This is a genomic window from Streptomyces sp. NPDC002784 (genome assembly GCF_053592135.1).
Window position 1 is genome coordinate 150,919 of record NZ_JBSFVD010000016.1, and the last position, 14,988, is coordinate 165,906.

At 72.6% G+C, this 14,988-nt stretch carries 18 protein-coding genes; 5 read left to right on the top strand and 13 right to left on the bottom strand.

Features of this window, described 5'->3' with window-relative positions:
- Window positions 1–28: 28 nt before the first annotated feature.
- Genes ACWD1Z_RS25550 through hisI form a run of 3 tightly spaced genes read right to left on the bottom strand, consistent with a single transcriptional unit; the run spans window position 29 to window position 2,607 of the window.
- Window positions 29–667, bottom strand: coding sequence for a TIGR02234 family membrane protein (locus ACWD1Z_RS25550; RefSeq protein ID WP_451121908.1), 639 nt, complete (start codon window positions 665–667; stop codon window positions 29–31).
- Between the two features lie 51 nt (window positions 668–718).
- On the bottom strand, window positions 719–2,197 hold the full coding sequence (locus tag ACWD1Z_RS25555; RefSeq protein WP_451121909.1) for an anthranilate synthase component I: 1,479 nt from the start codon (window positions 2,195–2,197) through the stop codon (window positions 719–721).
- Window positions 2,198–2,208: 11 nt separating this feature from the next.
- Window positions 2,209–2,607 (bottom strand): phosphoribosyl-AMP cyclohydrolase, encoded by a 399-nt coding sequence (gene hisI / locus ACWD1Z_RS25560; protein WP_451121910.1) that lies wholly within the window; start codon window positions 2,605–2,607, stop codon window positions 2,209–2,211.
- A gap of 74 nt (window positions 2,608–2,681) precedes the next feature.
- Here hisI and ACWD1Z_RS25565 point away from each other — a divergent pair, with 74 nt between their 5' ends.
- Window positions 2,682–3,317 (top strand): TIGR03085 family metal-binding protein, encoded by a 636-nt coding sequence (locus ACWD1Z_RS25565; RefSeq protein ID WP_389418590.1) that lies wholly within the window; start codon window positions 2,682–2,684, stop codon window positions 3,315–3,317.
- 71 nt (window positions 3,318–3,388) lie between these two features.
- On the opposite strand, the gene hisF is transcribed toward ACWD1Z_RS25565, so the two are convergent.
- Genes hisF through hisD form a run of 8 tightly spaced genes read right to left on the bottom strand, consistent with a single transcriptional unit; the run spans window position 3,389 to window position 9,110 of the window.
- A complete protein-coding gene (gene hisF, locus ACWD1Z_RS25570) occupies window positions 3,389–4,144 on the bottom strand; it encodes an imidazole glycerol phosphate synthase subunit HisF (protein WP_389418589.1) in 756 nt (251 codons plus the stop codon).
- Window positions 4,145–4,157: 13 nt separating this feature from the next.
- Complete coding sequence (locus ACWD1Z_RS25575; RefSeq protein WP_451121911.1) at window positions 4,158–4,553, bottom strand: RidA family protein; 396 nt, start codon at window positions 4,551–4,553, stop codon at window positions 4,158–4,160.
- Complete coding sequence (priA, locus tag ACWD1Z_RS25580) at window positions 4,550–5,290, bottom strand: bifunctional 1-(5-phosphoribosyl)-5-((5-phosphoribosylamino)methylideneamino)imidazole-4-carboxamide isomerase/phosphoribosylanthranilate isomerase PriA (RefSeq protein ID WP_451121912.1); 741 nt, start codon at window positions 5,288–5,290, stop codon at window positions 4,550–4,552. The genes ACWD1Z_RS25575 and priA overlap by 4 nt, the downstream gene beginning before the upstream one ends.
- Window positions 5,290–5,934, bottom strand: coding sequence for an imidazole glycerol phosphate synthase subunit HisH (hisH, locus tag ACWD1Z_RS25585; RefSeq protein ID WP_451121913.1), 645 nt, complete (start codon window positions 5,932–5,934; stop codon window positions 5,290–5,292). Before hisH ends, priA begins: the two co-directional genes overlap by 1 nt.
- Window positions 5,931–6,095, bottom strand: a complete 165-nt coding sequence (locus tag ACWD1Z_RS25590) for a hypothetical protein (protein ID WP_389418585.1) — start codon at window positions 6,093–6,095, stop codon at window positions 5,931–5,933. Before ACWD1Z_RS25590 ends, hisH begins: the two co-directional genes overlap by 4 nt.
- The gene (gene hisB / locus ACWD1Z_RS25595; RefSeq protein ID WP_030318918.1) at window positions 6,092–6,685 is read right to left on the bottom strand and encodes an imidazoleglycerol-phosphate dehydratase HisB; all 594 of its coding nucleotides are present in this window, start codon (window positions 6,683–6,685) and stop codon (window positions 6,092–6,094) included. Before hisB ends, ACWD1Z_RS25590 begins: the two co-directional genes overlap by 4 nt.
- The gene (locus ACWD1Z_RS25600; protein ID WP_451121914.1) at window positions 6,682–7,788 is read right to left on the bottom strand and encodes a histidinol-phosphate transaminase; all 1,107 of its coding nucleotides are present in this window, start codon (window positions 7,786–7,788) and stop codon (window positions 6,682–6,684) included. The genes hisB and ACWD1Z_RS25600 overlap by 4 nt, the downstream gene beginning before the upstream one ends.
- Window positions 7,785–9,110 (bottom strand): histidinol dehydrogenase, encoded by a 1,326-nt coding sequence (hisD, locus tag ACWD1Z_RS25605; protein ID WP_451121915.1) that lies wholly within the window; start codon window positions 9,108–9,110, stop codon window positions 7,785–7,787. Before hisD ends, ACWD1Z_RS25600 begins: the two co-directional genes overlap by 4 nt.
- A gap of 171 nt (window positions 9,111–9,281) precedes the next feature.
- On the opposite strand from hisD, the gene ACWD1Z_RS25610 reads away from it, so the two are divergent.
- The 4 genes from ACWD1Z_RS25610 (at window position 9,282) to ybaK (ending at window position 13,213) form a co-directional block, all read left to right on the top strand.
- Window positions 9,282–10,859, top strand: coding sequence for an oxidoreductase (locus ACWD1Z_RS25610; RefSeq protein WP_451121916.1), 1,578 nt, complete (start codon window positions 9,282–9,284; stop codon window positions 10,857–10,859).
- A gap of 88 nt (window positions 10,860–10,947) precedes the next feature.
- On the top strand, window positions 10,948–11,961 hold the full coding sequence (locus ACWD1Z_RS25615; RefSeq protein ID WP_451121917.1) for a hypothetical protein: 1,014 nt from the start codon (window positions 10,948–10,950) through the stop codon (window positions 11,959–11,961).
- Window positions 11,962–11,972: 11 nt separating this feature from the next.
- A complete protein-coding gene (locus tag ACWD1Z_RS25620; RefSeq protein WP_451121918.1) occupies window positions 11,973–12,713 on the top strand; it encodes an LON peptidase substrate-binding domain-containing protein in 741 nt (246 codons plus the stop codon).
- A gap of 8 nt (window positions 12,714–12,721) precedes the next feature.
- Complete coding sequence (gene ybaK / locus ACWD1Z_RS25625; protein ID WP_451121919.1) at window positions 12,722–13,213, top strand: Cys-tRNA(Pro) deacylase; 492 nt, start codon at window positions 12,722–12,724, stop codon at window positions 13,211–13,213.
- 151 nt (window positions 13,214–13,364) lie between these two features.
- On the opposite strand, the gene ACWD1Z_RS25630 is transcribed toward ybaK, so the two are convergent.
- Together ACWD1Z_RS25630 and ACWD1Z_RS25635 are read right to left on the bottom strand one after the other, a co-directional pair.
- Entirely contained in the window at window positions 13,365–14,069 is a 705-nt protein-coding gene (locus ACWD1Z_RS25630; protein WP_451121920.1) for a hypothetical protein, read from the bottom strand.
- 34 nt (window positions 14,070–14,103) lie between these two features.
- Window positions 14,104–14,928: an ABC transporter permease gene (locus ACWD1Z_RS25635; protein ID WP_451121921.1), complete on the bottom strand. Its 825-nt coding sequence runs from the start codon at window positions 14,926–14,928 to the stop codon at window positions 14,104–14,106.
- Window positions 14,929–14,988: the final 60 nt, after the last annotated feature.

Genomic DNA, 14,988 nt, shown 5'->3' on the forward strand with positions numbered 1-14,988 from the left:
CGGGGGTCGCTCTCGCGCGTCGGTGCGCTCAGGCCCCGGTCGGGTCCTCGCCGCGGTCCAGTGCCTTCCACAGGTCCTCGGGCCGGTCGGGGTCCACGGTGGGTGCCTTGCGGGGCCGGGGGGCGCCGGAGCGCTCGTAGCGGCTCGACATCGCGGGCCACAGGGGCGCGTACCGCAGGGCCAGCAGTCCGGCGGTCAGCAGCAGCGCGCCGCCGACGGCCGCCACGTACGGCCAGGCGGTGTGGCTGAGCGCGGCCACGGTCGCGGCGGTGTCGCCGGTCGCCTGCGCGGCCTGCTCGTCCAGTGCGGAACTGTCGCCCGCGCCGATCAGCGACGCGGCGATGGTCCCCGCGCCGGACAGTGCGAGCAGTCCCGCGACGAAGACCCGGCCGAGCCGGCGGACGGCGAAGACGGCGACCAGCGCGGCGAGGCCGACTATGGCGAGCGACGCGGGTACGCCCGTGACGTCGCTGCCGCTGGCGGTGAGCGGGAAGTCGCCGCCGGCCACCGTGGCGGTCCCCTCCGACCAGCGCTGGCGGGTGGACAGCAGCACCACGGCCGCGCCCAGCGCGCCGGCCAGCAGGGCTCCGGCGAGGCTGAGCCGGCCGGCCCTGGCGGGGCCCGGGGCTTCGGAACGGGGGTGAGGAACGGCAGTCACGTACTCCACTATCGCCTGAACCCCGGGCGAACCGTCACCCGGGGCTCTATGAGAAGCGCCCTATTTCCCGAGTCGGTTCGCCGTGTGCACCGCGCGCAGGACCGCCGCCGCCTTGTTGCGGCACTCGGTGTCCTCGGCGACCGGGTCGGAGTCGGCGACGATTCCGGCGCCCGCCTGGACGTAGGCGGTGCCGTCGCGCAGCAGGGCCGTGCGGATGGCGATGGCGGTGTCGGAGTCGCCCGCGAAGTCGAGGTAGCCGACGCAGCCGCCGTACAGGCCGCGCCGGGACGGCTCGAGTTCGTCGATGATCTGCATCGCGCGGGGCTTGGGGGCGCCGGAGAGGGTGCCCGCGGGGAAGCAGGCCGTCAGGACGTCGAAGGCGGTGCGGCCCGGCGCCACCCGTCCGGTGACCGTGGAGACGATGTGCATCACGTGCGAGTAGCGCTCGATGGACATGAAGTCGACGACCTCCACCGAGCCCGGCTCGCAGACCCGTCCGAGGTCGTTGCGGCCGAGGTCGACGAGCATCAGGTGCTCGGCGCGCTCCTTGGGGTCGGCGAGCAGGTCGTCGGCGAGGGCCTGGTCCTCCTGCGGGGTGGCCCCGCGCCACCGGGTGCCGGCGATGGGGTGGACCATGGCCCGCCCGTCCTCGACCTTCACCAGCGCCTCCGGGGAGGAGCCGACGACGTCGAAGCCGTCGAAGCGGAACAGGTACATGTACGGCGACGGGTTGGTCGCCCTGAGCACCCGGTAGACGTCCAGCGCGCTCGCCGTGCAGGGCGTCTCGAAGCGCTGGGAGGGGACGACCTGGAAGGCCTCGCCGGCCCGGATGCGCTCCTTCACGTCCTCGACGGCCGCCTGGAAGTCCGCGCCGCCCCACAGGGCGGTGTACTCGGGGAGTTCGGAGGGCGGCAGGACGGCCGGGGGCTGGGCGACCGCGCGGGACAGGTCCGCCTCCATGGCGTCCAGCCGGGCGACCGCGTCCGCGTGGGCCTCGTCCACGCCGGTGTCGAGGTCGTTGTGGTTGATCGCGTTGGCGATCAGCAGGACCGAGCCCTCCCAGTGGTCCATGACGGCGAGATCGCTGGTCAGGAGCATGGTCAGCTCGGGCAGCCGCAGGTCGTCGCGGTCGCCGGGGCCGATCTTCTCCAGGCGGCGCACGATGTCGTAGCCGAGATAGCCGACCATGCCGCCGGTGAAGGGCGGCATGCCCTCCTGGTGCGGGGTGTGCAGGGCCTCGATGGTGGCGCGCAGGGCGGCGAGCGGGTCGCCGTCCGTGGGGACGCCGACGGGCGGGACGCCCTGCCAGTGCGCCTGGCCGTCCCGCTCGGTGAGGGTGGCCGCCGAGCGGACGCCCACGAAGGAGTAGCGGGACCAGGAGCGGCCGTTCTCCGCGGACTCCAGCAGGAAGGTGCCGGGGCGCTCGGCGGCGAGCTTGCGGTAGAGCGCGACCGGGGTGTCGCCGTCGGCGAGGAGCTTGCGCGTGACCGGGATGACGCGCCGGTCGGCGGCGAGCTTGCGGAAGGTCTCGAGGTCCATGGCCGGTGACCTTACTGATCTCCGGCCGGTGCGCCGGAATCCTTGAGCAGGACGTCCGTGTCGAAGCAGGTGCGCGCGCCGGTGTGGCAGGCGGCGCCGACCTGGTCGACCCGGACGAGGACGGTGTCGGCGTCGCAGTCGAGGGCGACGGACTTCACCCACTGGAAGTGGCCGGAGGTGTCGCCCTTGACCCAGTACTCCTGGCGGCTGCGCGACCAGTAGGTGCAGCGGCCGGTGGTCAGGGTGCGATGCAGCGCCTCGTCGTCCATCCAGCCGAGCATGAGCACCTCACCGGTGTCGTACTGCTGGGCGATGGCGGGGAGGAGCCCGTCGGCGCTGCGCTTGAGGCGCGCGGCGATCTCGGGGTCCAGCTGGCTGGGCTGGCGGGGCATGCTGGTCATGGGTGCCATTGTGCCGCGCCGCACTGACAGTGACGGCGCCCTGTCCACTGTCCGGACCCGGAGGGCAGTCGTAGGCTGACGGCATGTCGACTTTCGCCAAGCGTGAACGACTTCTGCTGGCCGACCTCCTGGAGGCCGAGGGTCCCGAGGCCCCGACCCTGTGCGAGGGCTGGACCACCCGCGATCTCGCCGCGCACGTCGTGGTGCGCGAACGCCGCCCCGACGCCGCCGGCGGCATCCTGATCAAACCGCTCGCCGCCCGGCTGGACCGGGTGATGGCGGAGTTCACGGACAAGCCGTACGAGGAACTGATCCAGCTGATCCGGACCGGCCCGCCCCGCTTCTCCCCGTTCTCGCTGAAGCAGGTCGAGGAGATGTCGAGCACGGTGGAGTTCTACGTCCACACCGAGGACGTCCGCCGGGCCCGCCCCGGCTGGACGCCCCGCGAGCTCGACCCGGTCTTCCAGGACGCCCTGTGGTCCCGGCTGGAGCGGACCGCCCGCCTCCTGGGCCGCTCCACCCCCACCGGCCTGGTCCTGCGCCGCCCGGACGGCCAGACAGCGGTGGCCCAGCGCGGCACCCCCGTGGTGACGGCGACGGGCCAGCCCTCGGAGCTCCTGCTCTTCCTCTACGGCCGCCTGAACGTCGCCGAAGTGGAACTGGAGGGCGAAAAGGCAGCCATCACCAAACTCCACGAGGGCAAACAGCTGGGGCTCTGAGGGCCGAGGGGCCACGGTCCGCCCAGGAGAAAGCCCCGGCCGCCAGAGACGACCGGGGCTCTCCCCCATGCCTACCGGACGGGATGTCCCGCCTTCCGCAGTGCCTGCTTCACCTCGCCGATGCGCAGGTCGCCGAAGTGGAAGACCGATGCCGCGAGGACCGCGTCCGCGCCCGCCTCGATCGCCGGGGCGAAGTCGTCGAGCTTTCCGGCGCCGCCGGAGGCGATCACCGGGATCGAGACGTGCCCCCGGACCGACTCGATCATCTCGATGTCGTAGCCGTCCTTCGTGCCGTCCGCGTCCATCGAGTTGAGCAGGATCTCCCCCGCGCCCAGCTCCGCGGCCCGGTGCGCCCATTCCACGGCGTCGATGCCGGTGCCCTTGCGGCCGCCGTGGGTGGTGACCTCGAAGCCGCCGGACGGTGTGCGGCGGGCGTCCACCGACAGGACCAGCACCTGGCGGCCGAACCGCTCGGCGATCTCGCGGATCAGGTCCGGGCGGGCGATGGCCGCGGTGTTCACGCCCACCTTGTCCGCGCCCGCGCGCAGCAGCTTGTCGACGTCCTCGGCGGTGCGCACCCCGCCGCCGACGGTCAGCGGGATGAAGACCTGCTCGGCGGTGCGGCGCACCACGTCGTAGGTGGTCTCGCGGTTGCCGGACGACGCGGTGATGTCCAGGAAGGTCAGCTCGTCGGCGCCCTCGGCGTCGTACACCTTCGCCATCTCGACGGGGTCGCCCGCGTCGCGCAGGTTCTGGAAGTTCACGCCCTTGACGACCCGGCCGTTGTCCACGTCCAGGCAGGGGATGACTCGGACCGCCAGGGTCATGAAACCGGCTCCTCTAATGTCCTCTGAATGCTTCTATTTCCACTTCGACCAGGATGCGCGAGTCCACGAAGCCCTCCACCACGAGCAGCGTCGACACCGGCCGCACCGCGTCGAAGAGCTCCTGGTGGGCCCGGCCCACGGCGTCCACGTCCCGCGCGTGGGTCAGGTACATCCGCGTGCGGATCACCGACTCCACCCCGAGCCCGAACTCGCCGATCGCCTCGATCGCGCTGGTGAAGGCCGCCTTGGCCTGTTCGTACGGGTCGCCCTCGCCGTACAGCACATCGCCCTTGAAGGACGTCGTGCCCGACACCAGCACCAGGTCCCCCGCCGCCACGGCGCGGGCGAAACCGAAGGACTCTTCCCAGGGACTTCCGCTCTGCACCCGCCGTACGGCATCGGACGTCATGACGACACAGCCTCCAAGGCCTCTTCCAGGGTGAACGCCTTCGCGTACAGGGCCTTCCCGACGATGGCGCCCTCGACACCGAGGGGGACCAGTTCGGCGATGGCGCGCAGGTCGTCCAGGGACGACACGCCGCCGGAGGCCACGACCGGGCGGTCCGTCGCCGCGCAGACGTTCTTCAGCAGCTCCAGGTTCGGGCCCTGGAGGGTGCCGTCCTTGGCGATGTCGGTGACGACGTACCGGGCGCAGCCCTCCTTGTTGAGGCGCTCCAGCGTCTCGTAGAGGTCACCGCCGTCGCGGGTCCAGCCGCGACCGCGCAGCGTGGTGCCGCGGACGTCCAGACCGACCGCGATCTTGTCGCCGTGCTCGGCGATGACCTTGGCGACCCACTCCGGGGTCTCCAGCGCGGCCGTGCCGAGGTTGACGCGGGTGCAGCCGGTGGCCAGGGCGGCGGCGAGGGTGTCGTCGTCGCGGATGCCGCCGGACAGCTCGACCTTGATGTCCATCGCCTTGGCGACCTCGGCGATCAGGTCCCGGTTGTCGCCGGTGCCGAAGGCGGCGTCCAGGTCGACCAGGTGCAGCCACTCGGCGCCGGAGCGCTGCCAGGCGAGGGCGGCCTCCAGCGGGGAGCCGTAGGAGGTCTCCGTGCCGGACTCGCCGTGCACCAGGCGGACCGCCTGGCCGTCACGGACGTCGACGGCCGGGAGGAGTTCGAGCTTTCCTGAGGGCTTGGCAGACATCAGAGGGTTCCGATCCAGTTGTTCAGCAGCTGCGCTCCGGCGTCGCCGGACTTCTCGGGGTGGAACTGCGTGGCCCACAGGGTGCCGTTCTCCACGGCGGCCACGAAGGGCTTGCCGTGCGTCGACCAGGTGACCTTGGGTGCCTGCATCGAGGCGTTGTGCGTCTCCAGGGTCCAGTCGTGGACGGCGTAGGAGTGCACGAAGTAGAAGCGGGCGTCCGCGTCCAGGCCGGCGAACAGCTCGGAGTCGGCCGGGGCGTCCACGGTGTTCCAGCCCATGTGGGGCACGATGTCGGCCTGGAGCGGCTCGACCGAGCCGGGCCACTCGTCGAGCCCCTCGCTCTCCACGCCGTGCTCGATGCCCCGCGCGAACAGGATCTGCATCCCGACGCAGATGCCCAGCACCGGACGCCCGCCGGACAGCCGGCGGTCGACGATCCAGTCACCGCGCGCTTCGCGCAGGCCCGTCATGCAGGCGGCGAAGGCACCGACGCCGGGCACCAGCAGCCCGTCGGCGTTCATGGCCTTGTCGAAGTCGCGGGTTATCTCGACCTGGGCGCCGGTACGGGCGAGGGCGCGCTCGGCGGAACGGACGTTGCCGAAGCCGTAGTCGAAGACGACGACCTTCTTCGAAGAAGCGCTCAACTCCACACCTCCAGCCTCATGACACCGGCGACCAGGCACATCGCGGCGCCGATGGAGAGCAGCACGACCAGGTTCTTCGGCATCCCCTGCTTGACGAAGGAGATGATCCCGCCGACCAGGAAGAGGCCGACGACGATCAGGACGGTGGACAGGCCGTTCACAGCGCGCCCTTCGTGGAGGGGAGGATGCCGGCCGCGCGCGGGTCGCGCTCGGAGGCGTACCTCAGGGCCCGGGCGAGCGCCTTGAACTGGCACTCCACGATGTGGTGGGCGTTGCGCCCGTAGGGCACGTGCACGTGCAGCGCGATCTGCGCCTGGGCGACGAAGGACTCCAGGATGTGCCGGGTCATCGTGGTGTCGTACTCGCCGATCATCGGCGCCATCTTCTCGGGCTCGGTGTGCACGAGGTAGGGGCGGCCGGAGAGGTCGACGGTGACCTGGGCGAGGGACTCGTCCAGCGGGACCGTGCAGTTGCCGAAGCGGTAGATGCCCACCTTGTCGCCGAGGGCCTGCTTGAAGGCGGCGCCCAGGGCGAGGGCGGTGTCCTCGATGGTGTGGTGCGAGTCGATGTGCAGATCGCCCTCGGTCTTCACGGTCAGGTCGAACAGACCGTGCCGGCCGAGCTGGTCGAGCATGTGGTCGTAGAAGCCGACGCCCGTCGACACATCGACCTTGCCGCTGCCGTCGAGATCGATCTCGACGAGCACCGAGGTCTCCTTGGTGACTCGCTCCACGCGTCCCACGCGGTTCATGCGCTCTGCTCCTTCTTCAGTTCACGTACCGCGTCGAGGAACGCGTCGTTTTCGGCGGGGGTTCCCGCGGACACCCGCAGCCAGCCGGGGATACCGTTGTCGCGGACCAGCACACCCCGGTCGAGGATCTGCTGCCAGGCGGTGTGGGAGTCCTCGAAGAGTCCGAACTGCACGAAGTTCGCGTCGGACTCCACCACCGCGTAGCCCAGGGCCCGCAGCTCGGCGACCAGCCGGTCCCGCTCGGTCTTCAGCTGCTCGACATAGCCGAGCAGGGTGTCGGTGTGCTCCAGGGCGGCCAGGGCGGTCGCCTGGGTGACGGCCGACAGGTGGTAGGGCAGCCGGACGAGCTGGACCGCGTCGACGACGGCCGGGTGCGCGGCGAGGTAGCCGAGGCGCAGGCCGGCCGCGCCGAACGCCTTCGACATGGTCCGCGAGACGACCAGATGCGGCCGACCCTCGATCAGCGGCAGCAGCGAGTCGCCGTGGCTGAACTCGATGTACGCCTCGTCGACCACCACGATCGACGGCTTGGCCGCCTGGGCGGCCTCGTACAGGGCGAGGACCGTCTCGGCCGGGACCGCGTTGCCGGTGGGGTTGTTGGGGCTGGTGATGAAGACGACGTCCGGCCGGTGCTCGGCGACGGCCCGCTCGGCGGCGGCGAGGTCGATGGTGAAGTCGGCGTTGCGCGGCCCGGAGAGCCAGCCGGTGCCGGTGCCGCGCGCGATGAGCCCGTGCATCGAGTACGACGGCTCGAAGCCGAGGGCGGTACGGCCGGGCCCGCCGAAGGTCTGCAGCAGTTGCTGGATGACCTCGTTGGAGCCGTTGGCGGCCCAGACGTTGGCGAGGGAGACCTGGTGGCCGGAGGTGTCGCTCAGGTACGCGGCGAGCCGGGTGCGCAGCTCCACGGCGTCCCGGTCGGGGTAGCGGTTGAGGTTCCGGGCCGCGTCGCGCACCCGCTCGGCGATCCGCTCGACCAGCGCCTCGGGCAGCGGGTAGGGGTTCTCGTTGGTGTTCAGCCGTACCGGCACGTCCAGCTGGGGCGCGCCGTAGGGGGACTTGCCGCGCAGCTCGTCCCGTACGGGGAGATCGTCGATGCCAGTCACTTGCCCTCAGGAACCTTCCACCCGAACCGTGCCTTGATCGCCGCGCCGTGCGCCGGCAGGTCCTCCGCCTCCGCCAGCGTGACCACGTGATGCGCCACGTCCGCCAGCGCGTCCTTGGTGTAGTCGACGATGTGGATGCCGCGCAGGAAGGACTGGACGGACAGGCCCGAGGAGTGGCAGGCGCAGCCGCCGGTCGGCAGGACGTGGTTGGACCCGGCGGCGTAGTCGCCGAGGGAGACGGGTGCCCAGGGGCCGATGAAGATCGCGCCGGCGTTGCGCACCCGGTCGGCCACGGCGGCCGCGTCGGCCGTCTGGATCTCCAGGTGCTCGGCGCCGTAGGCGTCGACGACCCGGAGGCCCTCCTCGATCCCGTCGACGAGGACGATCGCGGACTGCTTGCCCTTGAGCGCCGGGACGATCCGGTCGTCGATGTGCCTGGTGGCCGCGACCTGCGGCTCCAGCTCCTTCTCCACCGCGTCGGCCAGCTCCACCGAGTCGGTGACCAGGACGGCGGCGGCCAGCGGGTCGTGCTCGGCCTGGCTGATCAGGTCGGAGGCGACGTGCACCGGGTCGGCGGTGGCGTCGGCGAGGACCGCGATCTCGGTCGGGCCGGCCTCGGCGTCGATGCCGATCTTGCCGGTGAAGTAGCGCTTGGCGGCGGCGACCCAGATGTTGCCGGGGCCGGTGACCATGGGGGCGGGCGGGCAGGACTCGGTGCCGTAGGCGAACATCGCGACGGCCGTGGCGCCGCCGGCGGCGTACACCTCGTCGACGCCGAGCAGCGCGCAGGCGGCGAGGATCGTCGGGTGCGGCAGGCCGCCGAACTCCGCCTGGGCCGGGGAGGCGAGCGCGATCGACTCGACGCCGGCCTCCTGGGCCGGAACCACGTTCATAATCACGGAGGACGGGTACACCGACCGCCCGCCCGGGGCGTACAGCCCGACGCGGTCGACCGGCACCCACTTCTCGGTGACGGAACCGCCGGGCACGACCTGCGTGGTGTGCGTCGTACGGCGCTGCGCGCGGTGGACGAGACGGGCGCGGCGGATGGACTCCTCCAAAGCCGCGCGGACGGCGGGGTCGAGTTCTTCGAGCGCCTTGTCGAGGGCCGTGGCCGGAACCCGCACCTTTTCGAGCCGGACCCCGTCGAACTTCTCCGCGAAGTCGATCAGCGCCGCGTCGCCACGATGATGCACGGCCTCGCAGATCGGACGCACCTTCTCCAGGGCGGCCTGAACGTCGAAGTCGGCTCGGGGCAGCAGGTCGCGCAGTGCGGGGCCCTCGGGGAGGGCGTCGCCGCGCAGATCGATTCGGGAGATCACGACGTCAATTCTCTCAGACCGGGCTCGGGCCCTGTCCGCACGTATCAATGGCTGATACAGAAGTGCCCACGGCGGCGGAGATCGCCTTCACGTTCCGTGTTCATTCCGTCACTCACCGGGCATGAACGGTTGTACGAAACCCATGAGGAGCCGGGGAGGAAGGGAACAGCTGTGACCGACGGGGCCGGCCTGCGCGACGGAGAGCCGCCGGACGATCTGACCGCCGCCGAGGCCGGGATGTGGCAGGCCTTCCGCAACGGCAGCGTGTACGACCTGAGCAGCGGCGACACCGTCGTCGACGATCCGCACGGCGGGCATCCGTGGGGGCCCGAGCGGGCCGTGCGGGCCCGGATCGTGTGCTGGCTGCTGCTGGACGGGCCGCCCGCGCTGGCCGGCCGGGTGTCGTCCCTGAAGCTGGTCGGCGTGCAGATCAACGGCAGCCTGGACCTGGCGGGCGGCACGGTGGTGCCGTACGTCGAGATGCGCGGCTGCCGTTTCGAGCGGGACGTGCTGTTACCGGAGGCCCGGTTCACGACCGTGCGGCTGGTGGACTGCTCGGTGCCGCGCCTGGAGGCGGCCCGGGTGCACACCGAGGGCGATCTGCATCTGCCGCGCTGCCGCTTCCACAACGGCATCCGGCTCACCGACGCCCAGATAGGCACCGACCTGCTGCTCAACCAGGCCATCGTGTACCGCGACCGCAGCGGCCGTTCGATCGCCGGGGACGGCATGACCGTCGGGCAGGACCTCCAGGCGGAGCTGCTGGAGTCGCACGGCGAGATGAGCCTGCGCAGCGCGAAGATCGGGGTCTCGCTGAGCCTGCGCGGGGCGCGGCTGGTCAATCCGTACACGCGGCTGGCGCTGAACGCCCCCCAGCTGACCGTGGAGCGCTCCCTGTACCTGACCCCGGCGGGCCTGGGGAACCCGCTGCTCAGCGGCATGACCCCGGCCCGCGGGACCCGGATCCAGCGGTTCGAGTGCCAGGGCGGGGTGCGGCTGGACGACGGGCGGTTCGGGGACGCGGTCGACATGGAGCGGGCCCGGTTCACCTTCACCGACGAGCAGGAGCTGTCGCTGCGCCGGATACAGACTCCGGAGCTGCGCTTCCTCGGGGAGCATCCGGCGCGCGGCACGGTCGTGCTGTCGGGCGCGCGGATCGTCAACCTGATGGACCGCGCGGACGCCTGGCCGGGCCCCGGCCGGCTGCACATGGGCGGCTTCTGCTACGAGAACCTGGTGCCGCGCGGGCCGTTCCCGCTCGACGAGCGGCTCGGCTGGGTGGCCGCGGCGACCGCCGAGTACAACCCGGAGCCGTACGAGCGGCTCGCCTCGGTGCTGCGGGCGGGCGGCGAGGACGAGGACGCGCGCGAGGTGCTCCTCGCCAAGCAGCGCCGGCGCCGCGAGAGCCTGCCGATCGCCGCCAAGCTGTGGGGGTACGCGCAGGACTGGACGGTGGCCTACGGGTACCGGCCGGGCCGGGCCGCGGTGTGGATGGCGGTGCTGTGGGCGGCGGGCTCGGTGGCCTTCGCGCGGGGCGGGCATCCGCCGATCAAGCGCGGGGAGCACCCGGAGTGGAACCCGACGCTGTTCGCCCTGGACCTGCTGCTGCCGGTCATCGACCTGGGCCAGGTCGGCTTCTGGCAGCTCAAGGGCGGCTGGCAGTGGCTGGCGGCGGCGATGGTCCTGCTGGGCTGGGTCCTGGCGACGACGGTCGCGGCGGGGGCCAGCCGGATGCTGAGGCGGAGCTGAAGCTTTTTACCTGCCCTTGACCTAGGGCCGTACAACTTTCCGGGAGTTGCCCGGAGCCTCTGGCGCCGTTTCGACCTGCGGCTTTTCAATGGTCGACACCATGGCTCTGCTGCTGCCGTTCATCCGCGGGCCGCGGATGACAAGGACCCCTCCCCCCGTCGCCGGTGTCCGCGCCGACGACGAGGTGCTGCTGGACGTGCCCGACGCCCGGCTGGGTCCGGCGCTGGTGGCCGCCGCGCAGGGCGACCACGAACCGGCCGCCGCGCTGCTCGCCGCCACCCGCGCGGCCGGCGAGTGGGAGCACCGGGACCGGTACACGGCCCGGCTCGCCGCCTTCGCCCACGCCCGCCCCGACTGGTTCCGGACCTGGCGCGCGGCGGCCCCGCACGACCCCGACAGCCTTGTCGTGGACGCCCAGCTGAGGGTGGACCGCGCCTGGCGGTCGCCGGCCCGGGCCGAGCTGCTGCGCGAGGTCAGCCCGCTGGTCACGGCCGCGGCGCACGGCGACGACCGGGACCCGGGGCCGTGGCGGATCGCCCTGGACCACGCCCGCGGCGCGCAGGCCGGACCGCGGTACGTCGAGGAGCTGTGGGAGGCGGCGATGCGCCGCGCCCCGCACCACTACGGCTGCCATGTGGCGGCCCTGCGCTATCTGGCGTCCTCCTGGCACGGGTCGCACCGCGAGTGCCTGGACTTCGCCGACCGCGCCGCGCAGGACGCCCCGCCGGACTCCCTGGTGCAGGCGCTGCCGGTACGGGCGGTGTTCGCGTATCTCGCCGACGGCTGCGGGCCCGAGGTGCCGCGGGCCCAGCTGGACGCGGCGGCGGACCGGGCGATCGGCCTCTCCGCCCTGCTCCCCGCGGCGGACCCCTGGCCCGCGGAGACGCGCAATCTGCTGACCTACGTCCTGGTGCGGCTGGACCGGGTCGCGGACGCCCTGGAGCAGGTGCGGCGCACCGGCCCGTACGCCACGTCCTTCCCCTGGGACCGCTTCTGCGACGATCCGCTGGGCCACTGTCTGCGGGTGCGGGACGAGCTGCGGGACCCCGCCGGCCGTCCGATCACCGGGCACCCCGGACGCAACCCCTCCGGCGACCATTAGGCTCTTGCGTCGTGACCACCGTCCGGCTCCCGCTCTTCCCCCTGAACTCGGTGCTGTTCCCGGGGTTGGTACTGCCCTTGAACGTCTTCGAGGAGCGCTATCGCGCCATGATGCGCGATCTGCTGAAGACCCCCGACGAGGAACCGCGCCGGTTCGCCGTGGTGGCGATCCGCGACGGCCATGAGGTGGCGCCGACCGCGCCCGGCATGCCCGACCCCACCGCGGTGCCCGAGCGCGGGCCCGCGGCGGGCTTCGGCGCCGAGCCGATCAAGTCCTTCCACTCCACGGCCTGTGTGGCCGACGCGGCGACGATCCGGGAGCGGGCGGACGGCACCTTCGAGGTGCTGGCGACCGGTACGACGCGGGTGCGGCTGCTGTCGGTGGACACGTCGGGCCCGTTCCTGACGGCGGAGCTGGAGGAGCTGCCGGAGGACCAGGGCGAGGAGGCGGGCGCCCTGGCCGAGGGGGTGCTGCGCGCCTTCCGCCAGTACCAGAAGCGCCTGGCGGGAGCCCGCGAACGCTCCCTGTCGGCGGGGGCGGACCTGCCGGACGAACCGTCGGTGGTGTCCTACCTCGTGGCGGCGGCGATGATGCTGGACACCCCCACCAAGCAGCGTCTGCTCCAGGCCCCCGACACCGCCTCCCGGCTGCGGGACGAGCTGAAACTCCTTCGCGCGGAGACCTCGATCATCCGTAGCCTGCCGTCACTGCCGGCGGCGGACCTGACGCGCGCGCCGACGAGTCCGAACTGAGGCGAGCGATGGCGAAGAAGCGACAGTCGGGGGGCACTCCGGCGACGGTGGCCCTGACCGCGGCAGGCGTGACGTTCACGACCCACGCCTACGAGCACGACCCCTCCCACCCGTCCTACGGCGAGGAGGCGGCCGAGGCCATGGGCGTCTCCCCCGACCGGGTCTTCAAGACCCTGGTGGCCGAGGTGGACGGCAAGCTGACCGTGGCGGTGGTCCCGGTGGCGGGCCAGCTGGATCTGAAGGCACTGGCCGCGGCGGTGGGCGGCAAGAAGGCGGCCATGGCCGACCCGACCCTCGCGGAACGCACGACGGGCTACGTCAGGGGCGGCATCTCCCCGCTGGGCCAGCGCCGGAGACTGCCCACGGTCCTGGACGCGTCGGCGAGCGACCACGCCACGATCTGCGTCTCGGCGGGCCGCAGGGGCCTGGAGATCGAGCTCTCCCCCACCGACCTGGCCGCCCTCACGGAAGCGACCCTGGCCCCCATCGGGCGCGTTTGACCCCTCGACGGACGCCCTCCGCTCGGTTAAGCAGAGGGGACATGTCGAAGAAGACGCGGAAACGCAAATGGCGCATGAAGAAGGGCCGGGCGAACCACGGCAGGCGCCCCGCGTAGGGGCGCGCTCCAGCGAGTGGGGCGGGGGCGCGAAGCTACGCCTGCGGCGCCCCGTAGCCGTCCTTGTACCCGTCCTTCGGCTGCTGCCGCTGCTCGTACGGATCCGGATCGCGCGGCCCGAACAACGCCGTCAGCCCCAGATGCACCACGAGCCCCGCCACGGACCACACCAGCAGCGCCCCCTTGGCATCGAGCTCCAGCGGCGCCGAGAAGGTCTCCCCCTTGCCCACGTCCTCCGCCTGGGCGATGACGTCCTGCGCGGGCCCGAGCCACACCCCCAGCCGCCAGGCCAGCAGCGACCCCAGCAGCCCGCCGAGGGCCAGCGCGACCACCAGCGGCACGCCCCCGCGCCGCCGGACCAGGAACGCCCCGAGCGCGCTCACCGCGCCGAACGCGAGCGCCAGCAGCGTGAACGTCCCGTCGACGCCCACCGCCTGCTCCCCCTCGGTGTCCTTGAGGTAGACGACCCAGCCGCCGTCGACCACGTCTCCCACCAGCGGCACCCGGGGCGCCAGCCACCACCACAGCAGCCCGAGCAGCACCCCGGCCACCGCCACAGCCACCGTGACCACGGCGGCCTCCCGCAGCTCGGTCCGCATGCCGGGCCCGTCGTCGCCGTACGAGGGAGGCGGACCGTACGGGTAGCCCCCGTGTCCGGCGCCGGGCGCGGGCGGCTGCTGCCACGCACTGTCGGCGGAGTGGTCACGCGGCGGAGGTGGTGGAGTCAGCGGTGCGGTCACCCTGACATCGTGCCAGGCCCCCCCGGGCACCGCGTCACCGGACGGCCGCCCGGCGGTACGCCCAGGTAGCGGCGGCCAGGGACACCACGCCCACCCCCGCGCACACCGCGAGGTCCCCGAGCACGTAGGCCCAGTCGGGGCTCTCCCCGAAGGTGCGGGCGAAGGCATCCACGCCGTAGGTCGACGGCAGCAGGTCCCGGGCGAAGCGCACCGCCTCGGGCATCCGCTCGGCGGGCAGCACCCCCAGCAGCAGCGCGGCGGACATGCCCAACTGGCCGAGGACGGTCGCCAGTTCCGGCCGGGGTGCCAGCAGTCCCAGCGCGGCCCCGAGCCCCGCGAGCGCGGCACCGGCCAGCGGGATCACCGCGATCAGCACCCACAGATGGGCGAGCGGCAGGCCGAACAGCACACACCCGAAGACGGCGGTGACCACGGTCCCGGGCACGGTGAAGGAGGCGTACGCCCCCGCGGCCCCGAGCACCACCGCCGCCGGCGGCACCGGCAGCGTCGCGTAGTGGTCGAGGCCCCCGCTGGCCCGCAACTGCCCGAAGTACTGGGCGAGCAGGTTCAGCGCGACGAAGGCGACGACCAGCACCGACGACCCGGCCACCACGGCCCGCGCCTCGTCCCCGCCGTCCACGACCCCGCGCATCAGGATCATGATCCCGACGGACTGGAAGGTCGCCACGAACAGCAGCGGGATCCGCGCGACCCGCGCACGGGACAGCTGCGCCCGGTACACGGCGCACAGCGACGGCCACAGCCGGGCCCGCGGCCCGAGCTCGGCCGCGTCCGTGGCGGGCGTCTCGTCCGCGGCGGGCGCGCCGGCCGGCAGAACCTCGGCGGGTACGACACTCACGTGGCGCTGCTCCTCTTCGCTCCGGCGGTGGTTCCGTTCCGTACGGATGCGACGGTCGTC

Bases quoted from the DNA above. Each gene is read 5' to 3' on its own strand.
- ACWD1Z_RS25555 (WP_451121909.1), bottom strand. From the start codon at position 2,197: ATGGACCTCGAGACCTTCCGCAAGCTCGCCGCCGACCGGCGCGTCATC.
- hisI (WP_451121910.1), bottom strand. From the start codon at position 2,607: ATGGCACCCATGACCAGCATGCCCCGCCAGCCCAGCCAGCTGGACCCC.
- ACWD1Z_RS25565 (WP_389418590.1), top strand. From the start codon at position 2,682: ATGTCGACTTTCGCCAAGCGTGAACGACTTCTGCTGGCCGACCTCCTG.
- hisF (WP_389418589.1), bottom strand. From the start codon at position 4,144: ATGACCCTGGCGGTCCGAGTCATCCCCTGCCTGGACGTGGACAACGGC.
- ACWD1Z_RS25575 (WP_451121911.1), bottom strand. From the start codon at position 4,553: ATGACGTCCGATGCCGTACGGCGGGTGCAGAGCGGAAGTCCCTGGGAA.
- priA (WP_451121912.1), bottom strand. From the start codon at position 5,290: ATGTCTGCCAAGCCCTCAGGAAAGCTCGAACTCCTCCCGGCCGTCGAC.
- hisB (WP_030318918.1), bottom strand. From the start codon at position 6,685: ATGAACCGCGTGGGACGCGTGGAGCGAGTCACCAAGGAGACCTCGGTG.
- ACWD1Z_RS25615 (WP_451121917.1), top strand. From the start codon at position 10,948: ATGGTCGACACCATGGCTCTGCTGCTGCCGTTCATCCGCGGGCCGCGG.
- ybaK (WP_451121919.1), top strand. From the start codon at position 12,722: ATGGCGAAGAAGCGACAGTCGGGGGGCACTCCGGCGACGGTGGCCCTG.